Genomic DNA, 19,498 nt, shown 5'->3' with positions numbered 1-19,498 from the left:
GGGCTCTTGTCATCTCATCAGGCCGCAGCACGCGGACCAGACCACCAGCACGATCGGACGAAGGGGCGCATGACCGACGTCGACCTCGAGTTCGCCCGGGTCCGAGCGGTCCTCGACCGTCCGACCCTGCGGCTCATGTCCCGGCCGACCAGCGCCACGGTCCTCGCCGTGTTCCGCACGGTCTTCGACCGCGACGTGCAGTACGTCCCCGCCGACCGCATGCACCTGCAGGTCGAGGAGCACGTCGCGCGCCTGCAGGCGGCGGGTGCCCGCGTGCCCGCCAGCGACCAGGCGGTGCCGGCAGCCAGCGCGCAGACCGACAGCGAGCCAACCGGGGGCGAGCAGGAGGCCCGCCCGAACGGCCGGGCGCTGTGTCGCGAGTGGGTCGGCGCCCAGTGGCTCGTCCGCTCGAACTCCCCCGACGGCGACGAGCAGTACTCCCTGACCAGCCACGCCCTCGAGTCGCTGAGCCTCGTCGACGCCCTGTCGGCCGACCGCGCCCTGATCAGCGAGAGCCGGCTGGCGATGATCGTGGACGCGGTGCACCGGTGGGCGGCCCGCGCCGAACCCGACCCCGACGTGCAGATCCGCCGGATCGACGCCCAGATCGCCGAGCTGCAGGCCGAGCGGGAGCGCCTGGAGCACGGCGACGACGTCGTGGCCGTCGACGACGACCGGATGCGCGACGGGTACACGAACATCTCCGACCTGATCCGGCAGCTGCCGAGCGACTTCAAGCGCGTGGAAGAGGCGGTCGCGACGATGCACCGCTCGATCGTCGAGGACTTCCGGCAAGAGGTCCGCCCGATCGGCGAGATCCTCGACGACTACCTGGCGCGCACCGACAACCTGATGGAAGCGACGCCCGAGGGCCGTGCCTTCGAGGGTGCCTTCGAGCTCCTCCGCGACGACGCCCTGCTCCTGCGGCTCCGCGACGACATCGCGACGATCCTGGCGCACCCGTTCGCGCAGGGCCTCGGAGCCGGCGAGCGTCGGGCCTTCCGCAACACCGTGACGATCCTGCGCCAGGGCATCGAGGACGTCCTCGCCCAGCGCCGTCAGCTCACCGCCACGCTCCGCGACCAGATCGTCGCCCACGACGTGGTGCGCGACCGCGAGCTCGACGCGGTGCTCCGCTCGATCAACCGCGGCCTCGCCACCCTGATGGACCAGGGCGGTGCACGCGACCGGATCCCGCTGCCGCTCCTGCCGGCGGCGGCCGAGGTCGGCACGCTGCGCGAGCGCTTCTACGACCCGGACGCCGAGTCCGTGCCGCCGCCCATCGAGGAACCCGACGACGACGTCTTCGAGGACCTCGACGTCGAGATGCTCCGCAAGCACGGTGGGCCGCTCCTGACCGAGCTGCGCGCGGCGCTCCGCTTCGCCGAGGCCGACTCCAGCGTCGATGCGTTCCACGGGCTGCCGCCCGAGCAGCGCCGACCGGTCGAGCTCTTCGGCCTCGCGCACCTGCTGACGGGGCGCGACGACTTCGAGTCGGCCGCCCACGTCGCCGAGCACCGCACGGTCCGCCCCGACGGCACCGCGATCACCTTCCACATGCCCACCGCTGCGCTCGACGACGAGCGCACTGCGGTCGGCGACGCACACGACGAGAACGCACAGGAGGCACGGTGAGCGACACGACGCCGGCACCGGTCGACGACACGGTCCCCTACGACGACCCCGCATCCGTGATGCAGGACGACGAGCGTGACGAGTCCAGCTTCGCCCTCTTCGAGGGCGACGAGGGCCGGCTCGACGAGCACCAGCGGCGCGCCCTGGTGGCCCTGCTGCGGCACTCGTACGTCAGCTCCCGCACCCACCCCGACGAGTGGCGTGCGGTCCTCGACGCCGAGTACCAGCTGCGGTCCCGTCTGAACGACCTGTTCCTCGAGCTGCACGTCGACCGTGACCGCGAGGTCGCGTGGAAGCGCCAGGCCCGGTCGGAGAGCCAGCGCCGCACGTTCCCGACCCTGCTCCGCGACCTGCCGTACACCCGCGAGGAGACGATCGTCCTCGTCTACCTGCGGATGCGACTGCGCGCCGACGCCCGACCGGGCCCGGACCAGGTCGTCGTCGACCGGTCCGAGATCCTCGGCCACGTGGCGGGCTTTCGTCCGGCGACCGCGACCGACCGCACCCGCGACGAGGGCCGGGTCGCCAAGGCCATCGAGCGTCTCGTGACCGCACGCATCCTGATCCGCACCTCCGACCCGGACCGCTTCCGGGTGGCGAGCGTCGTCGAGGTGCTGCTCCCCCTGGAGCGCCTGCTCGAACTGGACGCCTGGCTGCGGACCACCACCGCGCAGGGTGAGGCGACCGCCCCGGGTGGCGAGCCGACCGACGGGGACGACCCGGGCCTCCCGGCAGACGGCGAAGCCGAGACCGACACCGACGACGAAGGCGAGACGGAAGCGTGACCGACACGTTCGAGATCCCGGCGCTCTTCGACACGGTCGCGCAGTGGCGCGCCGAGTCGATGCAGGTCGTCAACTGGGGTGGGTTCCACGGCCACCGGCAGGTCGAGCTGTCCGGCACGGCGACGCTCATCTCCGGCGCCTCGGGCACGGGCAAGTCCACGCTGATGGACGCCTACCTGGCCGTGATGATGCCGTCCGACGTGCCGTTCAACGGCGCCTCGAACGACGCCACCACCGGCCGCGCCCGCAGCGCCGACCAGCGCAACCTGCTCACGTACCTGCGCGGCAAGGTCGACACCCGGCGCGACCCGGATACCGGCAGCCTGCGCGACGTGAACCTGCGCGGCGACGACCAGACCACCTGGGGCGCGGCGGCGGTCACGTTCCGGAACGACGACGAGCGGCGCTTCACGGTGCTGCGTGCGTACATCGTGCCGAAGCGTGCCCGCGGGGTCGGCGACATCCAGATGACCATGGCGACGGTCGACGACACCTTCGACCTGCATCGGCTCGAGGAGTTCGTGCCGTCGCGGTTCCACCACCTCGAGCTGACCGGTCGCGTTCCGGGTCTCGTCATCCGCGACACCTACCAGGAGCTCGCGTACACGCTGCAGACGCGGCTGGGCATCGGTGACTCCGGCGGCGGCAACCGGGCGATGCGTCTGCTCGCCCGGATCCAGGCCGGCCAGCACCTGCCGACCGTCGACGCGCTGTACAAGTCGCTCGTGCTCGAGACCCCCGGCACGTACGAGGCGGCCGACCGGGCCCTCGCACACTTCTCCGCCCTCGACGAGGCGTACGAGGCGATGGACACCGAGGAGCGCAAGGTCCGCATCCTCTCCCCCATCACCGACCTGCACGACGAGATCTCGCGCGCGACCGAAGCCGCAGCGGCCCTGGACGGCATCGCGACCGGCGCCGAGGTGTCGCCGTTCGCGCACTGGACGGCCTCGCGGAAGCGCGACCTGCTCGACGCCGAGGTCTCGCGCAACGCCCGCGAACGCACGGCATCGGGCGCCGAGGTCGCCGCGGCCGAGGCCCGGCACGCCGCCGTCGAGATCGAGCTGCGCGACGCCGAGGCCCGGCTCCGCGACCAGGGCGGCAACGCGCTCGCCCAGCTCGAGGACCGCATCGAACGGCTCACCCGTGAGCGCGACGCCGTGGTCCGCACCCGTGCCACGTTCGACGAGCGCACCGCGGTGCTCGGCACGACCGTCGCGACCGAGGCCGACTTCACCGCCGCACAGCGCAGCTCCCACGAGTTCCTCGGGTCGTACACCGACGCGCGCACGGCCCTCGACGAGCGCCGCGACGCCCTGACCCGCGAGGAGTACCCGCTCCTCGACCGCGAACGGTCCCTGCGGCAGGAGCGCCAGTCGCTCGAGCACCGGCAGGGCGCCATGCCGCTGCCGATGCACGAGGCCCGGCTCGCGATGGCCCGCGCCGCCGGCATCGACCCGGCCGAACTGCCCTTCGTGGCGGAACTGCTCGACGTGCTGCCCGGCGAGGAGCGCTGGCGCACGGCCATCGAGTCCGTCCTGGCACCCGTCGCCCGCACGCTGCTCGTCGACCAGGACCGCCTCGGCGACTTCAGCGAGGCGATCGACGCACTGCGCCTGCCCGTCCGCGTGCAGTTCGAGGGTGTGCCGACCGGCCCGCACCTGGACCTCGACGGCGACCCGGCGATGGTGTCCGGCAAGCTCGCCATCAAGCCGTCGCCGTTCAGCACCTGGGTGCGCGAGCGGATCGAGTCCGACCGCACCGACGCCCGCTGTGTCGCCTCGGCGTCCGACCTCGGCGGTGGTGGCCGCCGGGTCACCGAGTCCGGGCAGCTCCGCGACGGTCGTCGTGGCGCGCACGGTGACCGCCGCCAGTCGAACGTCATCGGCTTCACGAACGAGGCCCGCGTCGCCGCGGTCGAGCAGGAGCTCGCCTCGATCGCGCAGGACCTCGCCACGCTCGAGGCCCGCCGCACCGACGTCGCGCAGGACCTCACGGCGCTCGACGTGCTCCGCGCCGCGCACCAGCACGTGGTCGACGCCACGTGGGCGGCCATCGACGTCGACGGGCTGGGGACGTCCCTCGCCCGGCTCGACGAGGAACGGCAGGCGCTGCTCGCCGCCGACGACGGCCTCCGGACGCTTCGGGCCTCGGTCGCCCGGCTCCGGAAGTCCCTCGACGAGGCTGCCGACCGTCGCTCCGCCGCACGACTGTCCGTCCAGCGGCTCGAGGAGCGCCACGCCGTGCTCGTCGACGGCCAGGACGCCGCCGCCGAGATCCTCGAGCGCTTCGAGTCCTCGCCCGGTTCGCTGCCGGACGACCAGCAGGCCCGCCTGCTCGAGGAGACCTTCGAGGAGATCGGCGCCCCGGACGGCGTCGACGGGTTCGACGACGCCACGCGACGGCTGAAGCGCCGGCTCGAGGAGCGGCTCACGCAGGCACTCGACGGTGCCGCAGCAGCCTCGACCTCGTTGACGCTGACGTTCCAGCGGTACCAGGACGCCTGGCCCGACCCGAACCTCGGCACCGGCGTCGCGTCGTACCCGGACTACCACGCGATCCTCGACCAGATCGTGGCGACCGGCCTGCACGCACGTCGGAGCGAGTGGCGCCGACGCCTGTCGCAGTGGAGCGGCGAGGACCTCGTCCCGCTCGCCGGCGCCTTCGACCGCGCCGTCGTCGAGATCGAGGAGCGCCTCGAGCCGGTCAACGAGATCCTGCGGGAGCTGCCGTTCGGCGCGAACCGGGACCGCCTGAAGATCCAGATCCGCCGGGTCACCCGCGAGGACGTCACCGCCTTCCGCCGCGAGCTCCGCGCCCTGTCGGCTTCGGTCGACACCGAGCTGACCGACGACGTGCTGGAGACCCGGTTCCGACGGCTCCGGCGCTTCATGGCGGTCATCCGGCCCGACCCCGACGCAGCCCGGGGCCGCACCACCCAGCGCGACGCGGTGCTCGACGTCCGCCGGCACATGGAGATCACGGCAGTCCGGTACGACACCGACGGCAACGACCTCGGCGTGTACTCGTCGCTCGGCGACAAGTCCGGTGGTGAGACGCAGGAGCTCGTGGCGTTCATCGTCGGCGCCGCGCTGCGCTACCAACTCGGTGACGAGACCCGTCCCCGGCCCCGGTTCGCGCCGGTGTTCCTCGACGAGGCGTTCATCAAGGCGGACTCGGAGTTCGCCGGCCGTGCGGTCACCGCGTGGCTCCGGCTCGGGTTCCAGCTCGTCGTGAGTGCGCCGCTCGACAAGGTCACTGCGCTCGAACCGTCGATGGAGCGGCTCCTGTCGATGCGCAAGCACCCTGAGACGGGCCACTCGTCCATCACGGAGATCGCCCGGCTGGAGCCGGCCGCCGTCTGACGCGGGCCGGGGTGAGTGGGCGCGCGTGTCGGCTGGTCAGGACACCCCGCTCAGGTCCGCCGAGCGGTCACGAACCGTCGGATGGCGGCGGCGCAGCCGCCAGTTCGTGACCACTCGACGCGGTGTCGGCGGGGTGTCCTGACCACCCGGCCGCGGCCTGGAGGCGACCGACGGCGGCCTGGAGGCGCGGTGCGGGCGCGCCACGGGCCTCCCGGCCGTCGTCCCGCCGGTCACAACACCCCGCTCACCTCCGCGCGCTGGTCACGAACCGTCGCCTGGCGGCGCCGCCGACGACAGTTCGTGACCGTTCGGCGCGCCGCGGGCGGGGTGTCCTGACCACCCGGCCGCGGCCTCGAGGCGACCGACGGCGGCCTAGAGGCGCGGTGCGGGCGCGCCACGGGCCTCCCGGCCGTCGTCCCGCCGGTCGCAACACCCCGCTCACCTCCGCCGAGGGGTCACGAACCGTCGGATGGAGGCCGCGCAGCGGACAGTTCGTGACCACTCGACGCGCCGCAGGCGGGGTGTCCTGACCACCCGGCCCGCGGCCTGGACGCGACCGTCGGCGGCCTGGAGGCGCGGTGCGGGCCCGCCACGGGCCTCCCGGCCGTTGCCCCGCCGGTCGCAACACCCCGCTCACCTCCGCCGAGCGGTCGCGAATCGTCGCCTGGCGGCGCCGCAGCCGACAGTTCGTGACCACTCGACGCGGTGTCGGCGGGGTGTCCTGACCACCCGGCGGCCGGGCCGTCAGCGTGTCGGAAGGTGCCGCACAGACGTTCCATGACCATGCGCCGCTACGGTGATGGCGTGTTCGGACGACGCCGCTCCCCCAGTCCCCGCCCCGACGACGCTCCCGGTCTCGGCATCGGTGCCCTCGTGCAGGTCATCGACACCGATCGGGGTGGCGAGCAGTGGGCCGACGAGCCGATCGGGGTGATCGTGGCTCCCGGCGGGAGTCAGATCGGCGGGACACAGCGCACGTGGACCGTCGCGTTCGAGGAGCCCGTGTACACGAAGGACGGCCGCGGCCCCTTCGAGCGCGCGACCGTCCTGAGTCGTCAGCTGGTGCCGGTCACGACCGACAGCGGCGAGTAGTCCGGGTCAGGGACTCAGTACTCCTCAGAGCTGCTCTTCATCATGGCCGCGACGGCCATGCAGCACCCGACGCCACCGAGGACGCCGACGCCGATGATGATCCCTGCGATGAGTTCGAGCATGGGTGGTGACTCCTTGGTTGCGTCGGCGTGTGGCTCCGCTCAGGTTACCGGATGCCGCGCATGAGCCGCAGCACCGGCTTGGCCAGGAGCAGCAGGACCACGCCCACCACGACGGCGACCAGACCGAGGATCGTGAAGTACGGGGCCTCGTTCGCCGGGTCGTAGTAGCGGGACAGCACCCCGGTGACGGCGGTGCCGAGCGACACCGACAGGAAGAACAACGCGACCATCTGCGTCTGGAACTTCGGCGGCGCGAGCTTCGTGGCGACGGACTGGCCGACGGGCGAGAGCAGCAGCTCGGCGAGCGTGAAGACCAGCAGGATGCCGACGAGCGCGAGCAGCGGTGTGCCGTTCTCGCCCGAGCCGGTGAACGGCAGGAAGAGCAGGAACGCGAGCCCCATGATCCCGGTGCCGAGGGCGAACTTCGTCGGGGTGGACGGCTGGCGGTCGCCGAGCTTGGTCCACAGCGCCGCGAAGACGCCGGACAGCACGATGATGAAGACCGGGTTGATCGACTGCACCCACGACACCGGCATCTCCCAGCCGAACAGCGAACGGTCGAGGCGCTCGTCGGAGTAGACCGTCACGACGGTGAACTGCTGCTGGTAGAGCGACCAGAACACGGCGCTGCCGATGAACAGCGGGATGAACGCGAAGACCCGAGACCGCTCGTCACGGGTGATGCCGCTCGACAGGATCACGACGAAGTAACCGATGGTGGCCAGCACGACGACCGCGACCACGACGGTGGGCAGGTTGCCGACGTTGAGCAGGCCGGTCAGCACGGCGACGACGATGACGACGAGCGCGACGACGACGCCGGCACCGATGAGCGGCAGGCGGCGGCGGTCGACGGGGTTCGCCACGTGGCGGACGACCTCGGGCAGCTTCCCCCGCCTGATCGCGTACTGCACCAGGCCCGCCGCCATGCCGACGGCGGCCAGGCCGAAGCCCCAGTGGAAGCCGAGCGAGCTCTGCAGCAGCCCGGTGAGCAGCGGTCCGAAGAACGCCCCGAGGTTCACGCCGAGGTAGTAGAGCGAGAAGCCGGCGTCGCGGCGCGGGTCCTCGCGGCTGTAGAGGCCGCCGACGATCGTGGTGGCGGTGGCCTTGAGCCCGCCGGAGCCCAGCGCGATGAGCACGAGGCCGACCCCGACCCCGGCCACCCCGGGGATGAGCGCGAGGGCGATGTGCCCGAGCATCACGACGATCGCGCTGCCGAACAGGGTCCGGTCCGCGCCGATCAGCCGGTCGGCGATCCACGCCCCGATGATCGTGAACAGGTAGACCGCGCCGCCGTAGGCACCCATGATGCCGGTGGCGATGCCCTTGTCGATCCCCAGGCCGCCCTGCGTGACCGTGTAGTACATGTAGATGAGGACGATGCCCTGCATCCCGTAGAACGAGAACCGCTCCCAGAGCTCCACGGCGAACGGTGTCGAGAGCTCGAACGGTTGCCCGAAGAAGGTGCGTCCGGGACGGCCTTCGCGGTCCGCGGGGGTGGTACGTGACATGGCGGCCAGTCTGCCCCTGGCCGGGTGGGCACGCCCAATCGTCGAAGACGGCTCATGTCTTTGGAGGGTTCCCACGACCTCGTGACGGCACCGACGACACGCGGTTGTGCGGCCCGCACGGCGTTCCCGCCACTGTCGGCACCGGTGTCTAGCGTGGACGGTGCAACACGGACACCGCAGTTCAGGAGGACTCCGCCCATGGTCGACACCGCACCCGCCCAGCGCACCACCCCCGCCAGCGGCAACGACACCGCGCCGGACGTCGACGCGCAGCACGCCGCGCCGAACGCCGACGCCGCCGGCGACCCGGCAGCGGGCACCCCGACCGCCGGAACGGACACCGACGTCCGCATCGACGTCGAGCTGGTGCAGGAGCTCCTGCTCGGACGCTGGGCCGAGGACCGCCGGATCTCCCGGCGCCTCGCGCTCGACCCCGCGATGCAGAAGATCGAGGGCCAGCCGATCCCCGAGCACCGGGCACGCGTGCTCGAGCAGCTCCGGACCCTGGTCGACGCCGGTGCGATCCAGCGCCCCTACCCCGTCGAGTTCGGCGGCCAGAGCAACCACGGCGGCAACCTGGCCGCGTTCGAGGAGCTCGTCGTCGCCGACCCGTCGATGCAGATCAAGGCCGGGGTGCAGTGGGGGCTGTTCGGGTCCGCCGTGCACCACCTGGGCACCGAGGCGAACCACCGCGAGTTCCTGCCGGGCATCGTCTCGTTCGAGGTCCCCGGCTGCTTCGCGATGACCGAGACCGGCCACGGCTCGGACGTGCAGAGCATCGCCACGACGGCCACGTACGACCCCGCGACCGAGGAGTTCGAGATCCACACGCCGTTCCGCGGTGCGTGGAAGGACTACATCGGCAACGCTGCCCTGCACGGGCACGCCGCCGTCGTGTTCGCGAAGCTCGTGACCGCCGGTGTCGACCACGGCGTGCACGCGTTCTACGTCCCGCTCCGCGACCCCGAGGGCGCGTTCCTGCCCGGCGTGAGCGGTGAGGACGACGGCCCCAAGGGCGGCCTGAACGGCATCGACAACGGCCGGCTCGCGTTCGACCACGTCCGGGTCCCCCGCACGAACCTGCTGAACCGCTACGGCGACGTCGCCGCGGACGGCACCTACTCGTCACCGATCGCCTCGCCCGGCCGCCGGTTCTTCACGATGCTCGGCACCCTGGTGCAGGGCCGGGTGTCGCTCGACGGCGCCGCGGTCGTCGCCCAGAAGATCGCGCTGCAGATCGCGCTCACCTACGCGATGCAGCGCCGGCAGTTCCCCACCGGTGACGGCACCGAGGGCGTGCTGCTCGACTACGGCCGGCACCAGCGCCGTCTCATCCCGCGCCTGGCGACGGTGTTCGCACAGTCGTTTGCGCACGAGAAGCTCCTGCGCACCTTCGACGACGTCTTCAGCGGGCGCGAGGACACCCCGGAGCGCCGGGAGGACCTGGAGACCCAGGCCGCGGCGTTCAAGTCGATGTCGACGTGGTCGGCGCTCGACACCCTGCAGGAGGCCCGCGAGGCCTGCGGCGGTGCCGGGTTCCTCGCCGAGAACCGTCTGACCGGGCTCCGCGCCGACCTCGACGTCTACGTGACGTTCGAGGGCGACAACACCGTGCTGCTGCAGCTCGTCGGCAAGCGCCTGCTCACCGAGTTCCGTGCGAAGGCCCCGAAGGACCCGGCGTCCACCGCGAAGTTCGTGGCGGCCGTCGCGGCGTCGAAGCTGGCCGACGCCTCCGGCATCCGTCGCCTCGGCCAGACCGTGGCCGACCGCGGGTCCCTGGCCGCCAGCGTCGCCGACCTGCAGGACCCCCGAACGCAGCGCGAACTGCTCGCCGGTCGGGTCGACACCATGGTCGCCGAGATCGGCATGCGTCTGGCGTCGGCCGGCAAGGACCGAGCCCGCGCCGCCCGACTGCTGAACCGCTCGCAGCACGAGCTCATCGAGGCGTCGAAGGCGCACGCCGAGCTCATGCAGTGGGACGCCTTCACCGAGGCGCTCGACGAGGTCACCGAGGGCGACACCCGACGCGTGCTGGTGTGGCTGCGCGACCTGTTCGCGCTCGGCCTGCTCGAGCAGCACCTGGACTGGTACCTGCTGCACGGCCGACTGTCGGCGCAGCGTGCCCGTGCGGTGTCGGCGTACATCGACCGGCTCGTCGCCCGGGTCCGGCCCATCGTGCCGCAGCTGATCGAGACCTTCGGCTACGAGCCCGGTCACGTCCGGGCGCCGATCGCGCTCGGTGCCGAGCAGGCCCGACAGGAGGAGGCACGCGCGTGGTTCGCCGCCGAGGCCGCCGCCGGTCGTCTGCCCGAACAGGAGAAGAAGCCCCGTCCGTGACGGACACGCGGCCGCGCCCGTGACGGACGTGCAGCCACGTCCGTGACGGGCGTGCAGCCGCGCCCGTGACGGGCGTGGCCGTGTCGGCCGCTAGGAGTCGGTCGGCTCCGGCGGAGCCTGGCCGCCCGCGGCAGCCCCACCGCGGGCCCCGAGCGCCGCGCGCAGCTGCGCCTCGGCGTCGTCACCGGCAGCGGCGGCCTCGGCGTTCGCCTCGGCGACCGCACGCACGACCTCTTCGCGCTGGATCTTCACGCCGCGCGGGGCGTCGATGCCGATCCGGACGCCGTCGCCCCGGGAGTCGAGCACCGTGATGACGATGTCGTCGCCGACGAGGATCCGCTCGCCGACCTTCCGCGTGAGTACCAGCACCCGTTCAGCCTAGCGACACGACGGGGAGCCCCAGCAGGTCCACCGACCCGGGCGTGGCGGTCTCCCCCGCACCGATCGCCACGACGCCGACCACGGGCAGTCGCGAGGCCACCGCGGACACCATCGCGGCCGAGTCCGCGGGCTTCCGCCCGACGTCGACCACGACCCACACCTGGTCGGCCTGCAGCGCGTCGCCGGTCGCCCGGTCGTCCCACGCGGCGACGGCGAGCACGGCGTGCCCGTCGCGGACACCGTCGGCCCGCGCCAGGATCGCCGCACGGCGGTCGGCGGCGTCCGTCGGCCGGAGCGCGTGCCGCACCGCGAAGAGCCCGGCGGCCGCGTCGACGTCGTTCGGCCGCCCGACCAGGAGCACCAGGTCACCGACCGCGGACCGCACAGCCGGGGCGGTGGGCCGGCCCACCGGTGCCGGCGAGGGCGCGTCGAGGACGTGGGACGGGCCTCCCGACCGGGTCTCGACGACCGGCTGCGCGACGGCCACCGCCTGCGCGTCCGCCACCGTCTGCGCGTCGACGGCGGCCTGGAGGCGCGGGTCGACCCCGGTGGGCGCGCCCGGCTCGGACGGCGCACGCGTCGGGCGCGGGGCGCTCGGCGTGATCCCGTCCGCCTGGAACCCGTCGAGCAACGACGCGAAGGCGTCGGCCCGCGTCGCCCTGGTGCCGTCGGTGCCGGCGATGCGTGCCTCGGCTGCCTCGGCGTCGGCGAGCAGCGCGGCGATGCCGACGCGCTGCACGGGCGAGTCGGCGATGACGACCCGGGCGGTGGGCTGGTCCCCCGGTTCCGGCACCTCGACGGTGGCCTCGACGTGCGCCTTGCGGAACAGCCCGCCGAAACCCGGCGTGGTCACGCGTTCGGCCGCGACAATCCGCGCACCCGCGCCGAACTCGGTCCGGACCGCGTCGCGGAGGGACTCGAGCGTGGCGCCGCTACGCTGCAATCGGGTCGGCGGCACGGACCACTCCCACGGTCTCGATGGTGGAGCCCGCGGCGGTGGCCTCCTGGTACGACAGCACCGGGAGCCCGTTCGACTGGGCGGCGACCATGCGGTGCACGGCCGGGCGGAGCTGCGGGGCGCAGACCAGGACGGCAGAGAGCCCCTGGTCCTCCACGGAGCGCACGGCGTCGCGGACGGAGCCCAGGACCTGCTCGATGCGGTGCGCGTCGAGCACGATCTGGCTGCCCTGCTCGGACGGCCGGAGCCCCTCGAGCATCGACTGCTCGAGCATCGGGTCGATCATGATGACGCGCAGCGTGCCGGCGTCGGTGTGCCGGGCGGCGAGGGCCGGTCCGAGGGCCGCACGGGCGGACTCGACGAGCCCCTCGGGGTCGGTCGACACCTTGGCGCGGAGCGTGAGGGCCTCGCAGATCCGGCCGAGGTCGTTGATCGGCACGCGCTCGGCGAGCAGGCCCTGCAGCACCCGCTGCAGCTCGGCCATCGAGAGCATGCCGGGGACGAGTTCCTCGACCGCGGCGGGGTTGACCTGCTTGACGCCCTCGGTCAGGACCTTGACGTCCTCGCGGGTGAGCAGGCGCGCGGCGTTGTCGCCGATGACCGCCTGCAGGTGGGTGACGAGCACCGAGACCCGGTCGATCACGGTCGCGCCGGTCATCTCGGCGGCGTGCCGCAGCTCGGCGGGCACCCACTTGCCGGTCAGGCCGAACACCGGCTCGACGGTCGAGGTGCCGGGCAGGCCGTCCAGGTGGTCGCCGAGCGCCAGGACGCTGCGGGCGGGCGCGGTGCCACGACCGGCTTCGACGCCGGCGATCCGGATGGCGTACGTCGACGGCGGCAGGTCGATCGAGTCGCGGGTGCGGACCGGCGGGACGACGATCCCCATGTCGATCGCGATCTTGCGGCGGAGGGCACGCACCCGGCCGAGCAGGTCGTCGGAGGCGCCGGAGACCATGTCGACCAGGTCGGGGGCGAGCAGGATCTCGAGGGCGTGCACGCGCATCTGCTCGAGCAGGTCCTCCGGGGTGTCGCCGGTCGGTGCCGCCGCCGCGAGTGCCTGCTGCTGGGCGGCATCGGCCTCGGCCCGGGCGGCGTTCCGGCCGATGCGCCAGCCCGTGAAGAGCAGGGTCGCGCCGACGAGCAGGAAGGGCAGGATCGGCATGCCCGGGATGAACCCCATCGCGATCGCGGCGACGCCGGCGATCATCAGGGCGTTCCGCGACTGCGACAGCTGGGTCGCGGCCGAGGACCCCATCTCGGACTCGGCGCCGGACCGGGTGACGATCATGCCCGTCGACACCGCCATCAACAGCGCCGGGATCTGCGTGACCAGGCCGTCGCCGATCGTCAGGATGCCGTACTTCGACAGGGCGTCGGTGGCGGACAGTCCGTTCTGCAGCATGCCGATGGCGATGCCACCGATCAGGTTGATGATGATGATCAGGATGCCGGCGATCGCGTCACCCTTGACGAACTTCGACGCACCGTCCATCGCGCCGTAGAAGTCGGCCTCGGCGGACACCGCGGCGCGGCGCTCCTTGGCTTCCTGGTCGGTGATCAGCCCGGCGTTCAGGTCGGCGTCGATCGCCATCTGCTTGCCCGGCATCGCGTCGAGGGTGAAGCGTGCCCCGACCTCGGCGACGCGCTCGGCACCCTTCGTCACCACGACGAACTGGATGACGATGAGGATCAGGAAGATGACCGCGCCGATGATGATCGACCCGGAGACGGCGACGTGGCCGAACGCCTGGATGACGTCACCGGCGAACCCCTCGCCGAGCACCAGCCGGGTGGATGCGACGTTCAGGCCGAGCCGGAACAGCGTCGCGACGAGCAGCAGGGACGGGAACACCGAGAAGTCGAGCGGCTTCTTCACGAACAGCGTCGTGAGCAGGATCACCAGCGCCAGCAGGATGTTGATGATGATCAGGAAGTCGAGCAGGAACGACGGCACCGGCAGGATCAGCAGCAGGATGATGCCGACGATGAACACCGGGACGACGAGCTTCGGCAGGTCCTTGCGGTTCATGCGGGGAGTCCTTCGGTCTGGTTCTCTGCGGTGCGCGGTGTGCGGAGCCTGCGGGGGCGGAGGTCCCCGGTCAGGGTGGCGGGGTCGATGACGCTCGCGACCTCGTCCGGGGTGGTCGGCCGCGGCGGCGCATGCGTGCCGGCCGCGGTGCCGCGCGCCTTGAGCGCCATCACGAAGGACAGGACGCGGGCCACGGGCGTGTACAGGTCGACGGGGATCTCGTGCCCGAGCTCGCACGTGGCGTGCAGTGCCCGGGTGAGCGGGACGTCGCGGACGATCGGCACCCGCTCTTCCTCGGCACGGGCGCGGATCACGTCGGCGACCGGGCCGGCCCCCTTCGCCACCACCCGGGGCGCGGACTTCCCCGGCTCGTACTTGATCGCGACGGCGTAGTGGGTCGGGTTCGTCATCACGACGTCCGCGGTGCCGATGGCCTGGATCATCCGGTTGCGGCTCATCGCGAGCTGACGGGAGCGGCGCTGCGACTTCACCAGCGGGTCGCCGTCGCTCCGCTTGTTCTCGTCCTTGACCTCGCGCTTGGTCATCATCGTGCGCTTCCGGTTGCGGCGGATCACCACGAACACGTCGAGGGCTGCGAGGACGAGCCCGGCGACGATCGCGGCGCGCAGCAGGGTGCCGGACCCGGCGGCGGCGGCCTCGAGCACGGCCGACAGCGGCAGCGAGCCGCTCGTCATCAGGACCGGCATGAGCCCCTGCACCGCGAACCAGAGGACGAGCCCGACGACGGCGGTCTTCAGCAGCGCCTTCGCGCCGTTCCAGAGCGCCTGGGTGCCGAACACGCGCTTCAGTCCGGCGATCGGATCGAAGTGGTCGGGCTGCGGCGTCATCTTGCGGAAGTGCACCCCGCCCTGGGTGACGGCGGCGGCGAGCACCGCGACCGCGACGACCGCGAGCATCGGGCCGAGGGTCGCACCCATCGAACCGAGGGCATCGGCGAGCAGGGCCTGCACGGCACCGAGCTCGGGGTCCTCGATGACGCGCTGCACGGCGAGGAGCTGGTCCTGTCCGGCGGCCGCGGCGTTGCCGATCGCGGCCGGGATCATGAGCGCCGCGACGGCGATCCCGATCCACGCGCCGAGGTCCTGCGAGCGACCGATCTGGCCCTTCTCGTGGACCTCGCGCATCCGCTGCTGGGTTGCCTGTTCGGAACGTTCTCCGCTGTCGGACACGTCGTCACCCCCGTCCCGTGATCGCCTCGACGGCGTCGCCGGTCAGCGACGACACCACCGAGGGCAGGGCCATGAAGAGCGCGCCGGCGAACAGGACGGTCAGGCCGATCTTGATCGGGAAGCCCATCTGGAACGCGTTGAGCGCCGGTGCAACCCGGGTCAGCAGCCCGAGTCCCACGTCGGCCAGGAAGAGCACGACGACGAGCGGGCCGGCGATCTGCAGGGTGGCGAGGAACATCTGTGACATCGCGGTCACGAGCATCGACGCGAGCCCGTCCACCGCGAATGTGCCGGTGAGCGGCACGGCGTCGAATGACCGCACCAGGCCGCCGACGATGAGCTGGTAGCCGCCCGAGGTGAAGAGCAGCGCGAGGGCGGTCATCTGGAACAGGCGGGTGAACTGGGCGCCGTTGACCTGGGACTGCGGGTCGAACGCCTGCGCGAGCGTGAACCCGCCGAACAGGTCGATGAGCGCACCCGCCGACTGCACTGCGGCGAACACCAGGAACACCAGGAACCCGAGCGAGAGCCCGACGACGAGCTGGGTGAGCAGGGCCAGCAGGAACGGGCCGGTCGCGAGCTGCTCGTAGCCGACGGCGACGCGCGGGGCAACGCCGATGGCGAGCCCCAGCCCGAGGATCACCTTGACCGTGCCGGGGAACGCCCGGTACGAGAACGGCGGCGCGATGACGAAGAACGCGACGAGCCGCACGCCGGCGAGCATGGTCGCCTCCAGACGGTCGGCGTCGATGCTGAGCTCCATCAGCCGGCCCCGAGCAGCTTCGGGATCATGTCGAAGGCGACGTGCGTGAACGCGATCATCTCCGAGATCATCCAGTTGCCGCAGACCACCAGGGCGATCGCGACGGCGACGGCCTTCGGCACGAACGAGAGCGTGACCTCCTGGATCTGCGTCACCGACTGGAACAGCGAGATCGCGAAGCCGACGACGAGCGAGGTGATGAGCACCGGCGCGGCGAGCTTGCCGGACACCAGGAGCGCCTGGAGCACGAGGTCGATGACGGCCTGCTGGTTCATGCGTGCCCCCTAGACAACGTGGTAGCTCTCGATGAGCGACGTGATGATGAGGCCCCAGCCGTCGACCAGCACGAAGAGCAGGATCTTGAACGGCAGCGAGATCATGACCGGCGGGAGCATCATCATGCCCATCGACATCAGCGCCGCGGAGACGACGAGGTCGATCACCAGGAACGGGATGAAGATGACGAACCCGATGATGAACGCGCTGCGGAGCTCCGAGATGATGAACGCCGGGATCACGGTTGTCATCGGCACGTCCGCCATCGACTTCGGGTTGTCGAGCCCGGCGGCACGGGTGATCAGGGCGACGTCCTCGTCGCGGGTCTGGTGGAGCATGAAGGTCCGGAGCGGCTTCGTGCCGATCTCGACGGCCTGGTTGAAGTCGAGGTGGCCGGCCAGGTAGGGCTGCAGGGCGTCGTCGTTGATGTGCCCGAGCACCGGGGCCATCACGAACAGCGACAGGAACAGTGCCAGTCCGGCGATCACCTGGTTCGGCGGGATCGACTGCAGCCCGAGCGCGTTCCGGGTCATCGCGAGCACGACGAAGATCTTCGTGAACGACGTCATCATGAGCATCAGCGCCGGCGCGACGCTCAGGAGCGTGATGCCGATGAGCGTCACCACGGCGGACGACGGCGTACCGTCCGGGCCGTTCACGCTGACGCTGAAGTCACCGGTCGCGGGGGCGGTCGGGGTCGCCGGGGCGGTGGGTTCGACGACACCGGCGGCGTGCGCACCGGTCGTCGTGAGCATCAGGAACCCGGCCACGACCGCCAGGCCGAGCAGGACGAGGGCGACGAGTCGACCCGACCGTGCCAGCCGGTGCGGCCCTGCCGCCCTCACCCGGCCCGCCGGTTCCGCAGCGCGGCCGCGGCCTGGCGCCAGGTGTCGACCGACAGGATCGAGCCCTGCAGCTGCTGGGCGCTCGGCACGGCGCGCTGCGGGCGACGGTTGCGCGGGCGCATCGGCAGCGGCGCGACGGCGCCGGTCGCGTCGGTCGCCCGGGTCACGTCGTCCGTGCCTGCCGGGAGGCCCGTGGTGGCGTCCGACTGCTGCGCGAGTTCCCGACCGAACGCGTCGGCCGACGGGGCGGGACGCACCGGCAGCGCCACCGGTCCGGTCACGATGGTGAGTTCCGGCGCGGGCGCCTGCCCGCTGGTGAGCAGGTTGACCCCGTGCTCGGACACCCCGAGGACGAGCCGCTCCCCCTCGACGTCGACCACGACGACGCTCGCCTTGCCACCGATGCCCTGCCGACCGACGACCTCGACGGTCGCGGCGCGACGGCCCGACGGCTTGCCCGAGAAGCGCTTGCGGCTCGCGCGGTGCAGCACCCACATGAGGGCGAGCACGACGCCGAGCGAGAGCGCGACGCGGAGGGTGACGACGAGGGTGTCCACGTGCGGGTCTCAGACGCTCTCGGCGACGTCGAGGATGCGGGTGATCCGGACCGCGTAGTCCTGGTCGACGACGACGACCTCGCCGTGCGCGATGAGGCGGCCGTTCAGCAGGACGTCGGCGGGGGCGCCGGCACTGCGGTCGAGCTCGACGACGGCGCCGGGCTCCATGCCGAGCACGTCGCGGACCGACATCCGGGTGCGGCCGATCTCGACCGTCAGGGTCATCTCGACGTTGTTGATCCGGCCGAGGTTGCCGGCGGGCAGGTTCGCCACGACGGGCGCGGACACCGTGCCGTTCTCGCGGATCCGGATGCCGAACCACCCGGCGGGCAGGCCACCGGCGGTGAGTTCGAACACGACGGTGTCCGGGTCGGCCAGCAGTGACGCGGCCGACTCGCGGTGCGCCTCGCCGAGCACCCCGACGCCGAGGACCCCGGCCGCGGCCTCGAGCGACGGACGCAGCACGTCGGTGACGGCCACGATGCCGTGGTCGGTGCCTCCGGCGGCCGTGATCGACTCGAGGTCGGTGAGCACGAGCGCCAGGTCGGCCGACAGGCCGCCGACGAACGAGGCGACCACGGCGTCCGTCGCCGCGTCGAGCACGACCGGTGTCGCGCCTCCAGGCAGGAGCACCGCGGTCAAGGGGGCGGCCGTCGGGAGCTGCGCCGCGAGCGACTCGGCCGCTGCGGTGTGGAGGGTGGTCGTTTCGGTCATCAGTGCTGCTCCGTGCTCGTGGTGGTGACGACGATGCCGGCGAGGCGCGAGCCGTTCGCGCCGACCGCGGCGGTGCCGACGGGTTCGCCGTCGACCGCGATGGTGAGGGGCCGGTGCTGCGGGTGCGGCAGCGGCAGGACGTCGCCGACGGCGAGCCGCAGGACCTGCGTCGGCAGGACCGCGGCCGGGGCGAAGCGCAGGCTGACGCCCACGGGCACGCTCTCGAGCTGCGCGTCCAGCAGGGCTCGTGCGTCGGCCGGCGACACGTGCGCTGCGGTCTCGCCGAGCTGCGGCAGGACGGCCTCGGCCGGCAGGGCCAGCGTGCCGGGGGCGATGCGGTCGCCGACCCGGATCGAGAACGAGGCGACGATCATCAGGTCGCCCTTCTGCGCGGCCTGGGCGAACTGGCTGTTGAACTGGAACCCGCCGACCGCGACGTCCTGCGCGAGCAGCCCGCCGAACGAGTAGCGGAGGTCGTCGAGGGCGTCCTCGACGATCTTGCGGACCAGGGCCTGCTCGATGGGCGTGAAGGTGCGGTCCGGCGTCGGCAGCGGCTTCGAGGCGCCCAGCGCGTGCGACACCCACGTCAGCGCGGCGTCGAGCGGGACCTGCAGCACGCCCTTCGGGGTCAGGCCGGTGATCGGCAGCAGCACCATGCCGGTGAGCGCGGGCAGCGACGCGGCGTACTCGTCGTACGTCGTCATCTCCACCTGCTCGCAGGTGACCTGGCTGACCGCACGGACCTTCGCCGTCAGCTGCGTGCCCCACTGGCGCGCGAACGTCTCGAAGGCGAGCTCGAGGACCCGGGCGTGCTCACGGGCCAGCGTCGACGGGCGCGCGAAGTCGTACACCTCGGGCGCTGGCAGGGTCTCGGTCACGGGTGCGTCTATCGGTCACCTGTGGGGCACCCGTCAGTGCTGTACCCCGTAGTGGGGCGG

At 72.2% G+C, this 19,498-nt stretch carries 16 protein-coding genes; 5 read left to right on the top strand and 11 right to left on the bottom strand.

Annotated elements, in window-relative coordinates:
* The first annotated feature begins 69 nt into the window (after nucleotides 1–69).
* From BIU89_RS02330 to BIU89_RS02315, 4 genes are all read left to right on the top strand, one after another.
* Nucleotides 70–1,635: a DUF3375 family protein gene (locus BIU89_RS02330; protein ID WP_071244637.1), complete on the top strand. Its 1,566-nt coding sequence runs from the start codon at nucleotides 70–72 to the stop codon at nucleotides 1,633–1,635.
* Nucleotides 1,632–2,420, top strand: a complete 789-nt coding sequence (locus tag BIU89_RS02325) for a DUF4194 domain-containing protein (RefSeq protein ID WP_071244636.1) — start codon at nucleotides 1,632–1,634, stop codon at nucleotides 2,418–2,420. The genes BIU89_RS02330 and BIU89_RS02325 overlap by 4 nt, the downstream gene beginning before the upstream one ends.
* Nucleotides 2,417–5,785 (top strand): ATP-binding protein, encoded by a 3,369-nt coding sequence (locus BIU89_RS02320; RefSeq protein WP_071244635.1) that lies wholly within the window; start codon nucleotides 2,417–2,419, stop codon nucleotides 5,783–5,785. Before BIU89_RS02325 ends, BIU89_RS02320 begins: the two co-directional genes overlap by 4 nt.
* A gap of 804 nt (nucleotides 5,786–6,589) precedes the next feature.
* Nucleotides 6,590–6,877, top strand: a complete 288-nt coding sequence (locus tag BIU89_RS02315; RefSeq protein WP_139178754.1) for a hypothetical protein — start codon at nucleotides 6,590–6,592, stop codon at nucleotides 6,875–6,877.
* A gap of 166 nt (nucleotides 6,878–7,043) precedes the next feature.
* Here BIU89_RS02315 and BIU89_RS02310 read toward each other — a convergent pair whose 3' ends face one another.
* Nucleotides 7,044–8,510 carry a peptide MFS transporter gene (locus BIU89_RS02310; protein ID WP_173033752.1) on the bottom strand — a complete coding sequence of 489 codons (1,467 nt, stop codon included), beginning with the start codon at nucleotides 8,508–8,510 and terminating at the stop codon, nucleotides 7,044–7,046.
* Between the two features lie 198 nt (nucleotides 8,511–8,708).
* On the opposite strand from BIU89_RS02310, the gene BIU89_RS02305 reads away from it, so the two are divergent.
* Nucleotides 8,709–10,847, top strand: coding sequence for an acyl-CoA dehydrogenase family protein (locus BIU89_RS02305; RefSeq protein WP_071244634.1), 2,139 nt, complete (start codon nucleotides 8,709–8,711; stop codon nucleotides 10,845–10,847).
* A gap of 90 nt (nucleotides 10,848–10,937) precedes the next feature.
* On the opposite strand, the gene csrA is transcribed toward BIU89_RS02305, so the two are convergent.
* The 10 genes from csrA to BIU89_RS02255 form a co-directional block, all read right to left on the bottom strand.
* Entirely contained in the window at nucleotides 10,938–11,216 is a 279-nt protein-coding gene (gene csrA / locus BIU89_RS02300; protein WP_027465544.1) for a carbon storage regulator CsrA, read from the bottom strand.
* Between the two features lie 4 nt (nucleotides 11,217–11,220).
* On the bottom strand, nucleotides 11,221–12,081 hold the full coding sequence (locus BIU89_RS02295; RefSeq protein ID WP_139178752.1) for a hypothetical protein: 861 nt from the start codon (nucleotides 12,079–12,081) through the stop codon (nucleotides 11,221–11,223).
* Between the two features lie 79 nt (nucleotides 12,082–12,160).
* Complete coding sequence (locus BIU89_RS02290; protein WP_027465543.1) at nucleotides 12,161–14,215, bottom strand: flagellar biosynthesis protein FlhA; 2,055 nt, start codon at nucleotides 14,213–14,215, stop codon at nucleotides 12,161–12,163.
* Nucleotides 14,212–15,405, bottom strand: coding sequence for an EscU/YscU/HrcU family type III secretion system export apparatus switch protein (locus BIU89_RS02285; protein ID WP_035808276.1), 1,194 nt, complete (start codon nucleotides 15,403–15,405; stop codon nucleotides 14,212–14,214). Before BIU89_RS02285 ends, BIU89_RS02290 begins: the two co-directional genes overlap by 4 nt.
* A 4-nt stretch (nucleotides 15,406–15,409) precedes the next feature.
* Complete coding sequence (locus BIU89_RS02280) at nucleotides 15,410–16,168, bottom strand: flagellar biosynthetic protein FliR (protein WP_071244632.1); 759 nt, start codon at nucleotides 16,166–16,168, stop codon at nucleotides 15,410–15,412.
* Nucleotides 16,168–16,443: a flagellar biosynthetic protein FliQ gene (locus BIU89_RS02275; RefSeq protein ID WP_027465541.1), complete on the bottom strand. Its 276-nt coding sequence runs from the start codon at nucleotides 16,441–16,443 to the stop codon at nucleotides 16,168–16,170. Before BIU89_RS02275 ends, BIU89_RS02280 begins: the two co-directional genes overlap by 1 nt.
* A gap of 9 nt (nucleotides 16,444–16,452) precedes the next feature.
* Nucleotides 16,453–17,289 carry a flagellar type III secretion system pore protein FliP gene (fliP, locus tag BIU89_RS02270; protein WP_071244631.1) on the bottom strand — a complete coding sequence of 279 codons (837 nt, stop codon included), beginning with the start codon at nucleotides 17,287–17,289 and terminating at the stop codon, nucleotides 16,453–16,455.
* Nucleotides 17,286–17,846: a FliO/MopB family protein gene (locus BIU89_RS02265; protein WP_071244630.1), complete on the bottom strand. Its 561-nt coding sequence runs from the start codon at nucleotides 17,844–17,846 to the stop codon at nucleotides 17,286–17,288. Before BIU89_RS02265 ends, fliP begins: the two co-directional genes overlap by 4 nt.
* A 9-nt stretch (nucleotides 17,847–17,855) precedes the next feature.
* Complete coding sequence (gene fliN / locus BIU89_RS02260; RefSeq protein ID WP_071244629.1) at nucleotides 17,856–18,560, bottom strand: flagellar motor switch protein FliN; 705 nt, start codon at nucleotides 18,558–18,560, stop codon at nucleotides 17,856–17,858.
* On the bottom strand, nucleotides 18,560–19,438 hold the full coding sequence (locus tag BIU89_RS02255) for a flagellar motor switch protein FliM (protein ID WP_083404114.1): 879 nt from the start codon (nucleotides 19,436–19,438) through the stop codon (nucleotides 18,560–18,562). Before BIU89_RS02255 ends, fliN begins: the two co-directional genes overlap by 1 nt.
* Nucleotides 19,439–19,498: the final 60 nt, after the last annotated feature.

Source organism: Curtobacterium sp. MCBA15_005, from assembly GCF_001864855.1.
Lineage (GTDB): Bacteria > Actinomycetota > Actinomycetes > Actinomycetales > Microbacteriaceae > Curtobacterium > Curtobacterium flaccumfaciens.
This window is presented reverse-complemented; position numbering and strand designations above follow the sequence as displayed.

Coding starts and splice junctions, on each gene's coding strand:
- BIU89_RS02330 (WP_071244637.1), top strand. CDS start 70: ATGACCGACGTCGACCTCGAGTTCGCCCGGGTCCGAGCGGTCCTCGAC.
- BIU89_RS02310 (WP_173033752.1), bottom strand. CDS start 8,510: ATGTCACGTACCACCCCCGCGGACCGCGAAGGCCGTCCCGGACGCACC.
- BIU89_RS02305 (WP_071244634.1), top strand. CDS start 8,709: ATGGTCGACACCGCACCCGCCCAGCGCACCACCCCCGCCAGCGGCAAC.
- BIU89_RS02290 (WP_027465543.1), bottom strand. CDS start 14,215: ATGAACCGCAAGGACCTGCCGAAGCTCGTCGTCCCGGTGTTCATCGTC.
- BIU89_RS02280 (WP_071244632.1), bottom strand. CDS start 16,168: ATGGAGCTCAGCATCGACGCCGACCGTCTGGAGGCGACCATGCTCGCC.
- BIU89_RS02275 (WP_027465541.1), bottom strand. CDS start 16,443: ATGAACCAGCAGGCCGTCATCGACCTCGTGCTCCAGGCGCTCCTGGTG.
- fliN (WP_071244629.1), bottom strand. CDS start 18,560: ATGACCGAAACGACCACCCTCCACACCGCAGCGGCCGAGTCGCTCGCG.